The sequence below is a fragment of the Akkermansia biwaensis genome (genome assembly GCF_026072915.1).
Classification (GTDB): domain Bacteria; phylum Verrucomicrobiota; class Verrucomicrobiia; order Verrucomicrobiales; family Akkermansiaceae; genus Akkermansia; species Akkermansia biwaensis.
The window spans coordinates 2,387,477-2,403,470 of record NZ_AP025943.1 but is presented as its reverse complement, the minus strand read 5'-3'; the positions used below and the strand labels follow the sequence as shown (position 1 = coordinate 2,403,470).

Sequence of the window (15,994 nt, the reverse complement as noted above, 5' to 3'; positions counted from 1 at the left end):
TTCATCAAAGAAAAAAAGGATTGCTAGCCAGCGCCGCAGAATGATAAACGGAAGGCGCACGCGCGGAACCAGCCGCGCACGCAGCGTTAACCCAAATACAATACAGAGAGATGGCACAGACATATTCCCAGCGCGTACTCGACTTGGTCAGATCCAAGAACGGTCACGAAAAAGAATTCATCCAGGCTGTTCAGGAAGTGCTCAGCACGATCGAACCGGTTCTGGCCGCGAATTCCAAGTACGAAGATCACGCGATTCTGGAACGGATCGTTGAACCGGAAAGAACCATCCTGTTCCGCGTGCCGTGGATCGACGACCAGGGGAAGGTCCAGGTGAACCGCGGATACCGCGTGGAATTCAACAGCGCCATCGGGCCGTACAAGGGCGGCCTCCGCTTCCATCCCAGCGTGAATCTGGGCATCCTCAAATTCCTGGGCTTTGAACAGGTTTTCAAAAACTCCCTCACCACTCTTCCCATGGGCGGCGGCAAGGGCGGCTCCGACTTCGACCCCAAGGGCAAAAGCGACAATGAAGTGATGCGCTTCTGCCAGAGCTTCATGACGGAGCTTCAGCGCCACATCGGTGCGGATACGGACGTTCCCGCCGGGGACATCGGCGTAGGCGGCCGCGAAATCGGCTACCTTTTCGGCCAGTACAAGAGAATCCGCAATGAATTCACCGGCGTTCTCACCGGCAAGAGCCTCAACTGGGGCGGTTCCCTGATCCGTCCGGAAGCGACCGGCTACGGCTGCGTTTACTTCGCCCAGAACATGCTTGCCACCCGCAACGACGACCTGCAAGGCAAGGTATGCCTGGTGTCCGGCTCCGGCAACGTGGCCCAGTACACTGTTGAAAAACTCAACGAGCTTGGCGCCAAGCCCGTCACCATGTCCGACTCCAACGGGTACATCTACGATCCGGACGGCATTTCCCCGGAAAAGCTCGCCTGGGTCATGGACCTCAAGAACACGCGCCGCGGCCGCATCTCCGAATACGTGAAGCAGTTCCCGAAGGCACAATACTTTGAAGGCCAGCGTCCCTGGAGCGTCCCGTGCGACTGCGCCTTCCCCTCCGCCACGCAGAATGAAATCAACGGGGAAGACGCACGTACCCTGATCAAGAACGGCTGTACGCTGGTTGCCGAAGGCGCCAACATGCCCACGGACCTGGAAGGCATTGAAACCTACCTGGCCGCCAAAATCCTGTACGGCCCGGCCAAGGCAGCCAACGCCGGCGGCGTGGCCACCTCCGGTCTGGAAATGTCCCAGAACAGCCAGCGCCTGTCCTGGACGCGCGAGGAAGTGGACCACAAGCTCAAGAGCATCATGGCCAACATCCACGCCAACGCCCTGGCCCACGCCAAGGAATATTCCTCCGACAAGTCCTTCACCAACTACGTCACCGGCGCCAACATTGCCGGCTTCGTCAAGGTGGCCGACTCCATGATCGACCAGGGAGTGGTCTGATCCGGAAACGTTACACTTCCTGCTATAGTAAAACACACTGGAAAGCGCCGGGTACGCCCGGCGCTTTCTTATTCCCGTAAACCGCATTCCGCGGCATGGAGATACAATGGCCGCAACGGACTGGCGGCCCCATGAATCATTCCGGACCGGGAAATTTCCCCATCTCCCTCCCCATTAATTCCCGCCCCGGCAACGATGTAAAAAATCCCGATAACAATCAGGAACCGGTACTTTCTGCGTACGGCGGCGGCACCTTCGCCAAAAAAACAGTAATTCACTCCGGGACAGGCCTGTCCGGATACCTTGAAAAGCTAGCAAGCCGTGCCCGGATTTTTTCATGGCGCCTTCAAAACATCTCCGCCTTCTGCCCGCGGCTCTTCAAAAACATCCTCTTTCCTCCGGCGGGAATTCTTACCGCTTGCAGAAGGTTTCTTGCAGGAGGTTTCATGGACAATTCCTTGTGCAATGTCTTCACGGGCTTTCCCGTCTCCCTTCGCATTTAAGAAGGCGGAAAAAAAGGCTCTCTTTAAATTCGTGTATTCACGAACGCGTGCGTACGGCACCGGAACAACGAAGGCGCCCCCCGTGTCCCCACAAGGTTCAGGGAAAAGATCATTCGCCCCTTCCCTTCCGTTCGGCAGAACAAAAGGTTTCCCGGCCCTCAACCGGAATCAGCCGTCCACCCCGGGACATTCTGTAAAAAGCCTTTTCCCATCCAGATCATTCAATGCAGGAACGGGGAAACCGGAACTCTGCCGCATCAATCGGCACATGTTCCTCCCCCCTGCCCTTGTCAGTCTTCACACACATGACGGAACTGTCTGGAATATGAATCTGTTTTCCAGATTCTTCCCCGTTCCGCCAGGGACTGTTAAGACAGACTCCATAGCGCAATCTGCTCCATATCTTCAACGAAAACCCGTGCCGGCTAGTCGTTCCCATAAGGCCGGTGCCTGGCAACAGCCCGACGCCTCCCGATTCTCAACCCGGAATAAACCAATGAATAATACGACTCAACCAGGGACCACCACAACCAATCCCGCTGCTCCGAACAATGCCCCGGCGGTAAAATCCGCCATCCGGATGGGGGTATTCACCCTCGCCATGATCAACGTGTCCGCCATTGTCAGCCTACGAGGCATGCCGGCGGAAAGTACGTACGGACTCAGTTCCGTGTTTTATTACATCTTTGCCGCGGTCTTCTTTCTGGTTCCCGTCTCCCTGGTAGCGGCGGAACTCACCACCGGCTGGCCCCAGAAAGGCGGCGTTTACCGGTGGGTGGGCGAAGCCTTCGGCAAGAAATGGGGCTTCCTGGCCATCTGGCTTCAATGGATTGAGAGCACCATCTGGTTCCCGACCGTACTGACTTTCGCGGCCGTATCCCTGGCGTTCATGGGTCCCAACCAGCGCTGGGACGAAGCCCTGGCCGCCAATAAATGGTACATCCTGATCATCGTGCTGTGCGTGTACTGGGCCGCTACGCTGCTCAACCTGCGCGGCATGAGAACTTCCGCCGGCGTTACCAAATGGGGGACCATGATCGGCACCATCATTCCGGGCGCCATTCTGATCCTGCTGGGACTCAGCTACTGGGCCGGGGGCAACCCCATCCTGCTGGACATGAGCTGGGACAAGCTGGTGCCGGACATGACCAACTTCAACAACCTGGTTCTGGCAGCCAGCATCTTCCTGTTCTATGCGGGGATGGAAATGTCCGCCGTGCACGTCAAGGACGTAAACGATCCCGGCCGCAACTATCCGCTGGCCATTCTGATTTCCGCCATCATCACGGTGCTCATCTTCGTTCTGGGCACACTGGCTATCGGGTTCATCATTCCCAACTCCCAGATCAACCTGGTCCAGAGCCTGCTGATCTCCTATGACAACTACTTCAACTTCTTTGGCCTGGGGTGGATGAACTGGATTATGGCACTGGCGCTGGCCGTGGGCGTTCTGGCCCAGGTGACCGCGTGGGTGGGAGGCCCCTCCAAGGGTCTTTACCAGGTGGGCCTGGCCGGCAACCTGCCGCCCGTCATGCAAAAGCGGAACAAGAATAATGTGCAGGAAGGCATCCTGATCATCCAGGGCTGCATCGTTACGCTTCTTTCCATCATGTTCGTGATCATGCCCTCCGTTCAATCCGCCTACCAGATCATCTCCCAGCTCACCATCATCCTGTACCTCATCATGTACATGCTGATGTTCGCCTCCGGCATTTATCTCCGCTACAGCGAACCGAACACTCCCCGCACCTTCCGCATTCCCGGCGGTAAAACCTTCGGCATGTGGATTGTAGGCGGCCTCGGCTTCCTGGCCAGCCTGGCGGCCTTCCTGGTCAGCTTCATCCCGCCGAACCAAATCACCGTGGGCAGCAACGCCATGTACATCATTCTGCTGGTTGTAGGCGCATTCATCTTCGCGGGCATCCCGTTCGTGATCCATGCCATGGCCAAACCCTCCTGGAAACGTCCCGTGGACCCGGAAGACGCCTTTGAACCCTTCGGCTGGGAAAAAACGAATCCGAACCGCTAGGCATCCACAACCAATAGGAGATACTCCCATGGACAACATTCCTTCCAAAGAACAAATACAAACGGCGCTGGACAATGCCTACGCCTTTGCAAAAACCGTCCAGGGCGGCAAAAACGCTTCGTACATCCCTGCCCTGGCACAGGTCCCCTCCGACCTGCTGGCCATTGCCGCCGTCACCGTCAATGGAGACGTGCTGACGGCGGGGTCCGCGGATAGGCCCTTCGCCATTGAATCCATCTCCAAGGCCTTCAACCTGGCCTACGTGATGGACCTGATAGGCATGAAACAACTGCGGACAAAAATCGGGGCGGACCCCACCGGGGAGCCGTTCAACTCCGTCATGGCCATTGAACTGCATGGCGGCAAGCCGCTCAATCCGCTGGTCAATGCGGGAGCCATGGCTACCGTCAGCCTGGTCAACGGCGCGGACGCCGATGAAATCTGGGCAAACATGATGAACAACTTCAACAGTTTCGCCAACACGGCCCTGACGGTCAACCAGGAAATCTACAAATCGGAAAGCGCCACCAACCAGCACAACCGCGGCATCGCGTGGCTGCTGGACAGCTACGGCTACTTCTACAACACGCCGCCGATGATCGTGGACCTGTACACCCGCATGTGCTCCCTCAACATCACCACCGCCCAGCTGGCCCTGATGGGCTCCTGCTACGCCAACGGAGGCGTCAACCCGGTCAGCAAAAAACGGGTTGTGAAGGAAGAAAACGTTCCGCCCATTCTGGCGGAAATGTGCATGTCCGGCCTCTATGACTCCACCGGAGACTGGATGTACAAAGCGGGACTGCCCGCCAAATCCGGCGTGGGAGGCGGCCTGGTGGCCGTATCCCCCGGCAAGATGGCCCTGGCGGCCTTCTCGCCGCCCCTGGACCCGGCGGGGAACACCGTCAGGGGGCAGGCAGCTCTTCAATCCATCATCAAGGAATTGAATTTGAACCTTTTCCGGAGTTGATTCCGGGATGAGAAGGTAAACCCGCGGAGCCAAGATCCGAAAGGATTCCCGCGGGTTTACTGTATCCCGGCATTCACCTTTTCCGGGAAATTGATTCCTTATTTTTACGGTTTTTGACCGATGGCCCGGATTTGGAATCCGTAGTCAACCTTTAATTTCAAAAAAAGAGCGGGTTAATACAACTGCAAGGCCTCTCTCCCCCCTGCTTGCCGTTCTGAAAACGGAAATATTCCAACCTTCCTTATTAACGATATAACAAGAACACTGAGGTCATTTTTTTCAGCATTTTTATTGTTCGAGATTTTGCAGATATCAGAATTCTTTCATAATGAAAAGCTTGCATCCACACCCCCAAGCAGGGAAAATTTAATAATCCGCCTGAACAGGGAATATGAAAACAGCCGGGAAAATCGGGTTACCCTTGCCACGAAAACCTTCCGGATTCCAAATCCGTTTTATTTTTCGTAGCATTTGATAGTGCAGATAAAACAGGATTATTCATCATCAAGCAAATCTACTTATGATCAAAAAATCATCTTTACTGGCCCTGATTTTGGCGGCGGCTTCCTTTTCCCATGGAGCAACCACCGCCTATATTACGTGGGACAACTCTGCCGATACAGACAAATGGACTGTTGCGGGAATCACTTCTTCCGGAACTGCTCTGTCCATGTTCGGAGAAAACGCTAAAGTAACAGTTACTGCCCAATATAATTCTGGTGGTGCATTCGCTATTGGAGGACCCGGCACGGCCTGGAATGCCGGACTACCTGAAGATGCCCTGATGAACGGGCAAGTGACTGAAGCATTTAGCAGTGTGTATGCCAGAGACGGCTCTATTACAGTAGCGTTTACAGGACTGGATAATGGAGTTTACAATTTGTCCAGCCTGATGGCGCGCGGCAATAACAACGTAGCCAATATGCTTGTTTCCGTCACGGCGGGAGGAGTGGAATATGGCAGCAACGCTTCCTACGCTACCAATACGGGGACGGCCGCAAACACCCCCGGAGACTGGACTTCCATGACGGTGGGGCAGCCTGCTTTTTCCGGGACAACCAATGCCGGGGCTTTGTATATGGACCTGACGAACATTCAGGTGACCGACGGCACCCTGACCCTGGCAATTAACGGAACTCGTGACGGCAACGCCAACAACGCGGCCTTGACATGGATAGCTCTCGAACAGGTCCCGGAACCGGCCACCTGCGCTTTGTCCGTGCTGGGCTTCGGCACACTGCTGCTGAGGCGCCGGCGCTCATAAAATCTTCATTCAGGCTTCAAAACCGCAGAAGACATTCTTCTGCGGTTTTTTCATTTTCCAGAGCCGTCTTTTTCTTCAACCCATCTCCGTCAATCCATTAAAGAACTTGCCACAAGACAGTTTTTCCTTAGAGTTCCTGCGGTATGCTTGACGCTCTGCAAAATGCTTTCTTCCAAACCGGAGACATGCTCACCTCCCGGCTGTCCGCCTTCAGTTCCTTTCTGTGGGGATGGCCCCTGCTCATTCTGCTGCTGGGCACGCATCTGTACCTGACCGTCATTCTGCGTTTTCCGCAGCGCTACCTGCTCAAGGCCCTGAAACTGTACTTTGTGAAGGACCACACGGACAAGGGGGACATTTCCCCGTTCAGCTCCCTGATGGTGGCCCTGGCGGCCAACATCGGCGCGGGGAACATCATCGGTGTGGGAGTGGCCATTGCCGCTGGGGGACCCGGCGCCATCTTCTGGTGCTGGCTGACGGGGGTTCTGGGCATGGCCACGCGCTACTCGGAAGGGCTGCTTGCCATCAAGTACCGTGTGGAAAACAAGGACGGCAACATGAGCGGCGGCCCGATGTTCGTGCTGGAACGCGGCATGAAATGCAAATGGCTGGGCGTACTCTTCGCCGTTTTCACGGCCATTGCCGCCTTTGGCATCGGCAACCTGACTCAGGGAAACGCGGCCGCGGAACAGCTTTATCACGCCTTCTCCATTCCTGCTTGGGGAACGGCCACGGTGCTGACGGCCCTGACGGCCCTGGTCATGCTGGGCGGCATCCGGGGGATCGCCCGTGTATGCGCCTTTTTCGTTCCGGTCATGGCAGTCCTGTATATTCTTGGATGCATGTACATTCTGATCGTCCAGGCGGACTACATTCTTCCCGCCATCCGGTACATTCTGGACTGCGCCTTCACGGGAGAAGCCGCCGCGGGCGGCGTCGTGGGAGCCGCCGTCATGACTGCCATGAGGACCGGCGTGGCCCGGGGCCTGTTTTCCAATGAGGCCGGACTGGGTTCCGCCGCCATAGCCTCCGCTGCGGCCCAAAACCGCAACCCCGTCCGGCAGGCGCTCATTTCCTCCAGCGGCCCCTTCTGGGATACGGTGGTCATCTGCGCCCTGACGGGCATCGTGCTCACCACCAGCATCATCGCCCATCCGGACATTTCATGCAGCGACGGCTCCCGCCTCACCACGCTGGCATTCAGCAAAATCCCCTACATGGGCTCTCCCCTGCTGACACTCAGCCTGGTTACCTTCGTCGTATCCACCATTCTCGGCTGGTCCTACTTTGGAGAAAAAGCCCTGGAATACCTGGGTGGCCTGAAACTGGTCACACCCTACCGCGTCATCTGGGTGGCGGCCGTCTTTACGGGCTGCATCTCAAAAATAGACCTGGTCTGGGTCTTTGCGGATTGTGCCAACGGCCTGATGGCCCTGCCCAACCTCATTTCCCTGATTGCCCTTTCCGGCGTGCTGGTCCAGCAAACCCGGTATTACCTCTGGCAGCACAGGCTGGACGAATATGACGAATCCCACGTTCCGGAAGGCAAATAGCATAATTTTTTACTTCATGTTCAAATAATCCTTGCCTTTGGAACAGTGATGGTGTTTACTTCGCCGCGCAGTCCCTGCAAACCTAAAAGTCGCGTTCGTCTAGCGGTCTAGGACTCCCGCCTTTCACGCGGGCAACACGGGTTCGAGTCCCGTACGCGATGCCACTTCTCACAAGAAGCAGAAAGAAAAAAGCCTGATTTTATCAGGCTTTTTCTATTTTGAATGAAGCTGCCGGAAGGGAGCGAAAAAGTACGGCACTATTTTATTGGAATCGCATTTTTAAATTTCAACGCTTTACGCGTGATGATATATATTCCAAATTGTTACAGATTTCTGGTGAAGTGATATGAACGATTGCCGTTTTACCCTACCAAGGAGAAAAACATCAACCACGGAAATCCTCCACCTAGTAATTTTGGCCTGTAAAAAGAGTTAACGGTCAAAAAAGATGGGGACTTCCCATTGGTGAAGACTATTCAGAATTCATTAAGGCGGAGGCACCGGAATTCTCAACCACTTCACAACAACCAACAAAAAGGGACATGAACAAGATTATTACAGTAAACGGAATCCTTGTGGCAACACAGAACGATTTATCCAAACACGCCGAAAACACGGTTTCCCATATTACAGAAGAAGAACGTACGGCATGGAATAAAAAGGCAGATGCGGCCGATCTTGACTCCAAAGTGGACACAGCTACTTTCAACACTCATCAAACAGACACCGCGGTTCATGTAACGGAAACGGAAAAAGAAACATGGAATTCCGGCATGATTGTTCCCAGCCCGTTCGGCTACCCGCAAATCGGGGATTATAAAATTACTCTGGGAAGCCGTGGATATTCCTTAACCCTGGAAGCAGGAATACAAGGCGGTACGCTATTTTTGTCATCAACTATGGGCAATAAAAAGTTATATATCTCTGATCTTTTCATGCTTGCCGAACACACGCAGGAACTTTTAGCCCTCTGCAATCAACGGGCAGCAAATAATTAATTCAATCACCAGGCGCCTCAAACAAGATCACTTGTTCAGGCAGTGGCGAAGGCTAGGCACAGAATGCACATCTCACCATGAAAAGAAAAGCGCTTCAGGAATAACTCCTGTGGTCATGGATAAAGTCCGCGCTTCATGGACCTTTCAAGGAAGTACTCTTCTGGACAGGTCATGTTCGCGGGCTTTATTGTCAATAACTCCCTGTATTATGATAGAAACTTCCCCATCTAGAATGATGTCCTGTATTTTGATAGACAGGAGATAATACAGGATATGCAATGATTTAAGTCTCTTCATCTCCCTTACCTTCCCGGGGTTTGATACTCGCAGGAAAATTTCTCCACATCTTGGGAAGATGCGGTTTTTCTTTATTCCGGCCTTTCTGGAACCGGGAACGTTCCGAGCTTCATATTCCAGGCGGGAAGCTGTTCCGCCATACGGCGGTCATGTCTTACATCTTCCCGGATTTGACTTTCAGAAAGTCACGTTATCTTTTAGTATTTCGTACACGAAAACGCCATGGATTACACGCCTCTCATTGAAAAACGCCGCCAGCGCCTGGAAGAATTGGAAACGGTCATTGCAGAACCGGATTTTTTCAGCGACCAGAAAAAAGCGTCGGAGATCATGAGGGAACACCGGCGCCTGAAGGAACTGCTGGAAACCTGGGACGAGCTGAACGGCACGGAACAGCAATTGGCGGACAACCAGGAACTGGCGAAGACAGATGATCCGGAACTGGCGGAGCTTGCAGCCCTGGAGATTCCCGAGCTGGAAGCCAGGCTGGAAAAATTGCGCAGCGACGTTCAATACAGCCTGCTGCCCCGGGACACCACGGAAGACCGCGACGCCATCATTGAAATCCGCGCCGGCACGGGCGGCGATGAAGCTTCCCTGTTCGCGGGCGACCTGCTCCGGATGTACCAGCGTTTTGCGGAAGAACGCGGCTGGCGCTTTGAACACATGGAAAGCAGCCCGTCCGACGTAGGCGGCTTCAAGGAAGTCGTCTGCCGCATTGCCGGGGACGAGGTGTTCCGCTACCTGAAGTACGAAGGGGGCGTCCACCGGGTCCAGCGCGTGCCCGCTACGGAAACGCAGGGACGCATCCACACCTCCACCGCCACCGTGGCCGTCATGCCGGAGGCGGAAGAAGTGGACATAGAAATTCGCCCGGAGGACCTCCGCATTGAAGTATGCCGCTCCGGCGGCGCAGGCGGACAGCACGTGAACAAGACGGAATCCGCGGTGCAGATCTGGCACATCCCCACGGGCGTCTATGTCCGGTGCGAAGAAGAGCGCAGCCAGATGAAAAACCGCGAAAAGGGCATGAAAATCCTGCGAGCCAAGCTGTTTGAAGCCAAAAAGCGCGAGGAGGCGGAAAAGTACTCTGCCGCGCGGCGCAGCCTGATCGGTTCCGGAGGCCGTGAAGAAAAAATCAGAACGTACAATTTCCCGCAGAATCGCCTGACGGACCACCGCATCGGCTACACGTCCCACAATCTGGACGGCATCCTGATGGGCCAGATGGAGGATCTGATCATGGCCCTGCAGCATGAAGAAATGCAGGAACGCCTGGCGGAAGCCGGCATGTCCTAATCCCCTTCCCCCTTTCATGAAAACCTTACTGGAAGTTTTGCAGTCCGGCACGGAGTATCTGGCACGCCAGGGCTGCGACGAGGCACGCGCCACCATGCAGCACCTGATGGCCCACGTTCTGCACTGCAACCGCACGGCTCTTTATTCTCAGTTTGACAGGCCTGTTGAGGAAGAAGAACTGGCCCCCCTCCGCCAGCTTTTGAAGCGCAAGGCCGCCGGAGAACCGCTGCAGCACCTGCTGGGAACCACGGAGTTTTTCCGCCGGGAGTTCCTGACGGACGCCCGCGCCCTGATTCCGCGGCCGGAAACGGAAGAACTGGTGGAAATGGTACTGAACAGGATTCCCGCCCATCCCGTCCGCGTTCTGGACATGGGTACCGGGTCCGGAATCATCGGCATCACGCTGGCCCTGGAATTAAAGGACCGCGCACGGGAAGTCGTTCTGGCGGACATTTCCCCCAAGGCGCTGGATCTGGCCCTGGAAAACGCCATGAGGCTGGGAGCCAGGGTTTCCACCATCCAGACGGACCTGTTTGAAAACCTGCCTGCCACTCCGGCCGACGAAGAACGGCAGTCTGCGGCAGAACCGGAACAGCATACGGAAGAAGCCGTGGAACAGCCCCGGACCGTGCAGGAAACCCGCTTTGACGTCATTGTGGCCAACCTGCCCTATATTGCGGACGGCGAGGAACTTGCTCCGGAAGTGATGAGAGACCCGCACACGGCCCTGTTCGGCGGCCCCCAGGGGTGGGAAATCATTGAACGTTTTCTTTCCCAAGCCCGCGATTACCTGACGGAAAACGGATTCGTGGCCCTGGAAATAGGCCATGACCAGGCCGCCGCCGTCACCAGGATCATGGATGGCTGCGGCTACAACCACATGGAAGTGCTGAAGGACATGAGCGGCATTTCCCGTTTTCCCTTCGCTTACCGTTAATCCCTTTCATTTTTCATCCCATGCTGGCGGCGCGCATCCTGGTTGACGGTCAAAGCGACCTGGTGCTGGATTACGGCATTCCTCCGGAAGCCGGAAACGTCCGGCCCGGATGCCGCGTGCAGATTCCCCTGCGCAACAGAACGGCTACGGGAACCGTTCTTACCCTTTCCGAGCCCGACCCGGCGTGGCAGGACAGGCTCAAGCCGATTCTCAAGCTGATTGACCCGGAACCGCTGATTTCCCCAGTGATGATGGATCTGGCCGCATGGGCCGCCGACTATTATTCCGTCGCCCTGGACCAGATGATCCGCTGCCTGCTGCCGGAAACCGTCCGGCAGGAAAACACGTCGGAGAAAATCCGCAAAATGGTGCATCTGGAAAAACAGCCAACCCGGGAAGAACTGGACGCACTGTACCGCAAGGCTCCCCGCCAGGCTCAAATGCTGGATTATTTTTCAACGACGGAACAGAAGGCGGCTCCTCTGTCGGAATTCGGCCCCGGGGCCCTGAACATCGCCCGCGGCCTGGCAGGCAAAGGCTTCATTTCCCTGCGGGAGGAATCCGTCCACCGGGACCCTATGACCGGGGAGCAATTCGCCCCCAGCCTGTCCATGAAGCTGAATCCCCAGCAGGAAAAAGCCCTGGAAGCTGTCACGGCCATGTGCCGGGCGGAAACCAAAAGGCCGGTACTCCTTCAGGGCGTTACCGGTTCCGGCAAGACGGAAGTTTATCTCCAGGCGGTCTCCCAAATCGTGCAGGAGGGGAAATCCGCCCTGATCATGGTGCCGGAAATCTCCCTGACGCCCCAGACCGTCCAGCGTTTCAAATCCCGCTTTGCGGACATGCCTTCTTCCGTGGCCGTACTTCACAGCCTGCTCTCCGACGGAGAGCGCTTTGACGAATGGCATGCTATCCGGTCCGGAAAGGCGCGTATCGTCGTCGGGCCCCGCTCCGCCGTCTTCGCTCCTCTCCAGAATCTGGGCCTGATTATTGTGGATGAAGAGCACGACGCCTCCTATAAGCAGGAAAGCTCACCCCGCTACCACGGCCGCGACCTGGCGGTCCTGCGCGCCCATCTGGAAGGCTGTGCCGTCGTCCTGGGGTCCGCCACGCCGTCCCTGGAAAGCATCCACAACGCCCAGACCGGAAAATACGCCCTGGCCAGGCTGACGGAACGTGCGGACGGCCAGCAACTGCCGCTGATCCGCATTCTGGACATGAAAACGGAGGGTAAAAACAAAGCCGGCCCCAATGTGCTTTCGGAACGCCTCAGAATGTCCATCGACCGCCGCCTGGACAGGGGGGAGCAAGTGATCCTGCTGCTCAATCGCCGCGGATTCGCACGTTCCATCCAGTGCCCGGACTGCGGGCACGTCATCACGTGCATGCACTGTTCCCTTCCCCTCACCTACCACCGCACGGAAGACCGCCTGATGTGCCATTTGTGCGGTTTCAAGTCCCTGGTGCCCAGAACCTGCCCGGAATGCAAATCCGCCAGCATCCTTCTCCAGGGCTACGGTACCCAGAAAGTGGAGGAAATCCTGCGCCGCACCTTTCCCGCGGCGCGCATCACGCGCGTGGACGCAGACGTGGCGCGGAGGAAAAACGCCGTCAGAGACATCCTGAACCAGTTCCGGGCCCGTAAAATAGACATTCTGTTGGGAACCCAGATGATCGCCAAAGGCCTGGATTTTCCGGGCGTCACACTGGTGGGTGTGCTCAATGCGGACCTGGGCCTTTACATTCCCGACCCGCGGGCAGGCGAACGCACCTTCCAGCTCCTGACGCAGGTGGCGGGCCGCGCAGGCCGCGGAGACCTGTCCGGGGAAGTCATTATCCAGACGTTCACCCCGCAGTCCCCCTCCCTGCAATATGCACGGCATCATGATACGGACGGCTACGCGGCTCAGGAACTGGAAGTGCGCCGTGCCTTCGATCTTCCGCCCTTCACCCACATCGCCGTGCTGACGATCCGTTCCCAGCATGAAAACATGGCGGAATTCGCCACCCGGACCCTGGGAGCCAGGCTCCGCGGAATGCTGCCGCCGGACACGACGATGACGGACCCAATGCCCGCGCCCATTCCCCGTGCCCACGGCCAGTTCAGGTACCAGATCACGGTCAAGGGACCTTCCGCGCGCGCCATCTCACGCGCACTCAGAAAGCTGGTGCAGGAAGCCGGGCTGGGAGACGACCTGACGGCCGTCATTGACGTGGACGCCATGTCATTCATGTAAGCTGTCTTGCCAAAACAGGGGGGTGGGACTAGGATTTCCGCACAACGCAACTTACTATTATGCTACTTCATTTCTATAAAATGACGGGCGCCGGCAATGACTTTGTCATGGTGGACAACCGCGACGAAAGCCTCTCTTCCGTGCTGGACAAGGAAACCATAGAAGCCCTGTGTGACCGCCGCTTCGGCATCGGCGCGGACGGCCTGATTGCCGTGGAGTCCTCCCAGGGAAAAGGCGGTGCGGTGCGCATGCGCTATTACAATTCCGACGGCGGAGAAGCGGAAATGTGCGGCAACGGAGCGCGCTGTTTCGGCAACTTTGCCGCAGCCCTGCTCCGCCATGACCGGACCAAGCCCCTTCCCTTCGAAACCATGGCGGGCATCGTCACCGCCTCCTTCAGGGAGGACGGCAATGTCACCGTCAACCTGACGGAACCGCATTCCCTCCAGCTTTTTGTGCTGAATGCAGACCACGTCGTCGGAACGGACGTCCATTTCCTGAACACCGGCGTCCCCCATGCCGTGGCTTTCCTGGACAGTCTGGAAGACGCGGACATCGTCAACATGGGAGCCTACCTGCGCTACCATGACTCTTTCTCCCCCAAGGGCACCAACGCCAACTTCGCAGAAGTGCTGTCTCCCCGCCACATCGCCATACGCACCTATGAACGGGGAGTGGAGGACGAAACGCTTGCCTGCGGCACCGGCATGACTGCCAGCGCCCTGATTCACGCCGTACTGACGGATGCTCCTTCCCCCATCAAAGTGGACGTAGCGGGTGGAGACACGCTGGAAGTCGGCTTCACACGCACGGGAGACCACTTCACCAACGTCACCCTCACCGGGCCGGCGGACCTTGTCTTTGAAGGGGACATTGAAGTCTGAACCACCTCCATTCAAGGAAACGGGCAGGGACGGAAGCAAACGTCTCCGCCTGTTATTTTTTCAGTAAAACGCACTCAGCCCTCTTGTAGCCTCCATAGCCGTTGCAGAATGCCTTGTACACGGCAGGCCCCATGTTCGTCTCACAATAATACTTCACGGTGATGCCGTCGCTTCCCTGTTCCATGCCCAGAAAACGGGAGGACAGCAGCATCAGGTTGTTCCGGTAATTCCACACGGCCATATCCCGCTTCATTTCCTCCTGGATTCTTTCACAGAGGTAATCCTGGGGCGGTGGAAACAAAACGGCGCACACGACGCCGATCACGCAAATACCAGGAATCACGCCCAAGGCGAGCACGGCATTGCATTTCCTCACCAAAGGCGCATGGGATTGAAACTTCCTTCTCATGATGAAGAGGAGGAAATACCCCGTGAGCAGCATGATTGAAAAACTGGCATTCACATACTCGAACGCCAGACTCATAACGCCCAGGGCCACAAACCCCACGCCTTTCCATTTATTTTTTCCGGAAGGAAGACAAGTACACAAAAACACATATACGGTATAACCCAGCAGGCAAAGCAAAGGCACCAATATCCCCTTGAATATGCACTCCACCATGCAGTCCCACGGATACTCCCTGCTGGGGCAGCACGCCTCTTCAAGAAACATGCAGATCATGCTCAGTAGGACCAAGGCCACAAGAAGCAAATATTTTGTTTTTCTGGAATCAGTCAAAAACCATAATAAAACAATGCTGAACGGGAACAAATAATAGCCCATTCCTATAAATACAGTAGATAGCAAAGGAATGTGAGGAAGAATGTTCATAGGCAATAATTATTGGAATTTAGTTTTTTGAGAAACGTGAGAGCGTTGGAACAGCGGTAATAATAATTGGAAACAAAATAAATTCAAACAAACGTTTTCAAAAAATAAATAAAAATTCCTTTCCATTTTTCCAAAAGCATTCACTTCCATTCGGAAGCTTGACAAAGCAGCTTCCCGAAATAGAAATTGACGTCATCATGAAACCGCCGCTTCTGTTCACAGCCTCTGCCATGACAGTCTTTCCTCTCCTTTCCCAATGCACCCACAAGCCGCTCCTGCCGGATTACGAGCCTCTCTGCGCTCACACGACACCCGGAACGCGCCGGGCACAATCTCTCCTCTCCGCCCGGAACACAAAAGTGTACCGGGTCGGCCCCAGAGGAGGAATTTACCATGTCAACGAGCATAATGAAAAAGTTTACCTAAAAACCCCGCCAGCACAATAAAACATCATTCCCCACTGTCATAGTTTTCCAAACGGGAAACAAATATTTATCCCAATGAAACAGCAATTTTCATCTTTGGAAGATTTTTCTCTAAAAACAATCGCCAAACTTATTTTCTTCTTGCCAAAATGAATATGCGCGGGTAATGTTTGCCGCACCACAACACTACATGGTGTCGGTAGTTCAATGGTAGAGCCCCAGATTGTGATTCTGGTTGTTGCGGGTTCGAGCCCCGTCCGACACCCCATCCCTTTCCTAAAAAAGAGCACTTCCGGTGCT

At 55.7% G+C, this 15,994-nt stretch carries 11 protein-coding genes and 2 tRNA genes; 12 read left to right on the top strand and 1 reads right to left on the bottom strand.

The features are described 5' to 3' along the window. Positions 1–110 precede the first annotated feature (110 nt). The 11 genes from gdhA (at position 111) to dapF (ending at position 14,437) form a co-directional block, all read left to right on the top strand. Positions 111–1,466 (top strand): NADP-specific glutamate dehydrogenase, encoded by a 1,356-nt coding sequence (gene gdhA, locus OQH67_RS09915; RefSeq protein WP_215434792.1) that lies wholly within the window; start codon positions 111–113, stop codon positions 1,464–1,466. Between the two features lie 999 nt (positions 1,467–2,465). Beyond that, positions 2,466–3,998: a glutamine/gamma-aminobutyrate antiporter GadC gene (gadC, locus tag OQH67_RS09910; protein WP_251828155.1), complete on the top strand. Its 1,533-nt coding sequence runs from the start codon at positions 2,466–2,468 to the stop codon at positions 3,996–3,998. Between the two features lie 28 nt (positions 3,999–4,026). Continuing rightward, entirely contained in the window at positions 4,027–4,968 is a 942-nt protein-coding gene (glsA, locus tag OQH67_RS09905) for a glutaminase A (RefSeq protein WP_215434794.1), read from the top strand. Positions 4,969–5,488: 520 nt separating this feature from the next. After that, positions 5,489–6,232: a PEP-CTERM sorting domain-containing protein gene (locus OQH67_RS09900; protein WP_215434796.1), complete on the top strand. Its 744-nt coding sequence runs from the start codon at positions 5,489–5,491 to the stop codon at positions 6,230–6,232. A 143-nt stretch (positions 6,233–6,375) separates the two neighbouring features. Then, positions 6,376–7,785, top strand: a complete 1,410-nt coding sequence (locus OQH67_RS09895; RefSeq protein WP_215434799.1) for an alanine/glycine:cation symporter family protein — start codon at positions 6,376–6,378, stop codon at positions 7,783–7,785. An 88-nt stretch (positions 7,786–7,873) separates the two neighbouring features. Beyond that, a tRNA-Glu gene (locus tag OQH67_RS09890) sits at positions 7,874–7,949 on the top strand. A gap of 378 nt (positions 7,950–8,327) precedes the next feature. Continuing rightward, the gene (locus OQH67_RS09885; RefSeq protein ID WP_215434801.1) at positions 8,328–8,783 is read left to right on the top strand and encodes a hypothetical protein; all 456 of its coding nucleotides are present in this window, start codon (positions 8,328–8,330) and stop codon (positions 8,781–8,783) included. A 519-nt stretch (positions 8,784–9,302) separates the two neighbouring features. Next, positions 9,303–10,379, top strand: coding sequence for a peptide chain release factor 1 (gene prfA / locus OQH67_RS09880; protein ID WP_215434802.1), 1,077 nt, complete (start codon positions 9,303–9,305; stop codon positions 10,377–10,379). A gap of 16 nt (positions 10,380–10,395) precedes the next feature. Further along, positions 10,396–11,316, top strand: coding sequence for a peptide chain release factor N(5)-glutamine methyltransferase (gene prmC, locus OQH67_RS09875; protein ID WP_215434804.1), 921 nt, complete (start codon positions 10,396–10,398; stop codon positions 11,314–11,316). A 20-nt stretch (positions 11,317–11,336) separates the two neighbouring features. Continuing rightward, a complete protein-coding gene (gene priA, locus OQH67_RS09870; RefSeq protein ID WP_215434806.1) occupies positions 11,337–13,553 on the top strand; it encodes a replication restart helicase PriA in 2,217 nt (738 codons plus the stop codon). A 59-nt stretch (positions 13,554–13,612) separates the two neighbouring features. Continuing rightward, a complete protein-coding gene (gene dapF, locus OQH67_RS09865) occupies positions 13,613–14,437 on the top strand; it encodes a diaminopimelate epimerase (RefSeq protein WP_215434814.1) in 825 nt (274 codons plus the stop codon). 52 nt (positions 14,438–14,489) lie between these two features. On the opposite strand, the gene OQH67_RS09860 is transcribed toward dapF, so the two are convergent. Further along, complete coding sequence (locus OQH67_RS09860) at positions 14,490–15,119, bottom strand: hypothetical protein (protein WP_215458855.1); 630 nt, start codon at positions 15,117–15,119, stop codon at positions 14,490–14,492. Between the two features lie 768 nt (positions 15,120–15,887). Between OQH67_RS09860 and OQH67_RS09855 the strand changes: the two genes are divergently transcribed. Continuing rightward, a tRNA-His gene (locus tag OQH67_RS09855) sits at positions 15,888–15,962 on the top strand. Positions 15,963–15,994 lie beyond the last annotated feature (32 nt).

Coding starts and splice junctions, on each gene's coding strand:
- gdhA (WP_215434792.1), top strand. CDS start 111: ATGGCACAGACATATTCCCAGCGCGTACTCGACTTGGTCAGATCCAAG.
- gadC (WP_251828155.1), top strand. CDS start 2,466: ATGAATAATACGACTCAACCAGGGACCACCACAACCAATCCCGCTGCT.
- glsA (WP_215434794.1), top strand. CDS start 4,027: ATGGACAACATTCCTTCCAAAGAACAAATACAAACGGCGCTGGACAAT.
- OQH67_RS09900 (WP_215434796.1), top strand. CDS start 5,489: ATGATCAAAAAATCATCTTTACTGGCCCTGATTTTGGCGGCGGCTTCC.
- OQH67_RS09895 (WP_215434799.1), top strand. CDS start 6,376: ATGCTTGACGCTCTGCAAAATGCTTTCTTCCAAACCGGAGACATGCTC.
- OQH67_RS09885 (WP_215434801.1), top strand. CDS start 8,328: ATGAACAAGATTATTACAGTAAACGGAATCCTTGTGGCAACACAGAAC.
- prfA (WP_215434802.1), top strand. CDS start 9,303: ATGGATTACACGCCTCTCATTGAAAAACGCCGCCAGCGCCTGGAAGAA.
- prmC (WP_215434804.1), top strand. CDS start 10,396: ATGAAAACCTTACTGGAAGTTTTGCAGTCCGGCACGGAGTATCTGGCA.
- priA (WP_215434806.1), top strand. CDS start 11,337: ATGCTGGCGGCGCGCATCCTGGTTGACGGTCAAAGCGACCTGGTGCTG.
- dapF (WP_215434814.1), top strand. CDS start 13,613: ATGCTACTTCATTTCTATAAAATGACGGGCGCCGGCAATGACTTTGTC.
- OQH67_RS09860 (WP_215458855.1), bottom strand. CDS start 15,119: ATGATCTGCATGTTTCTTGAAGAGGCGTGCTGCCCCAGCAGGGAGTAT.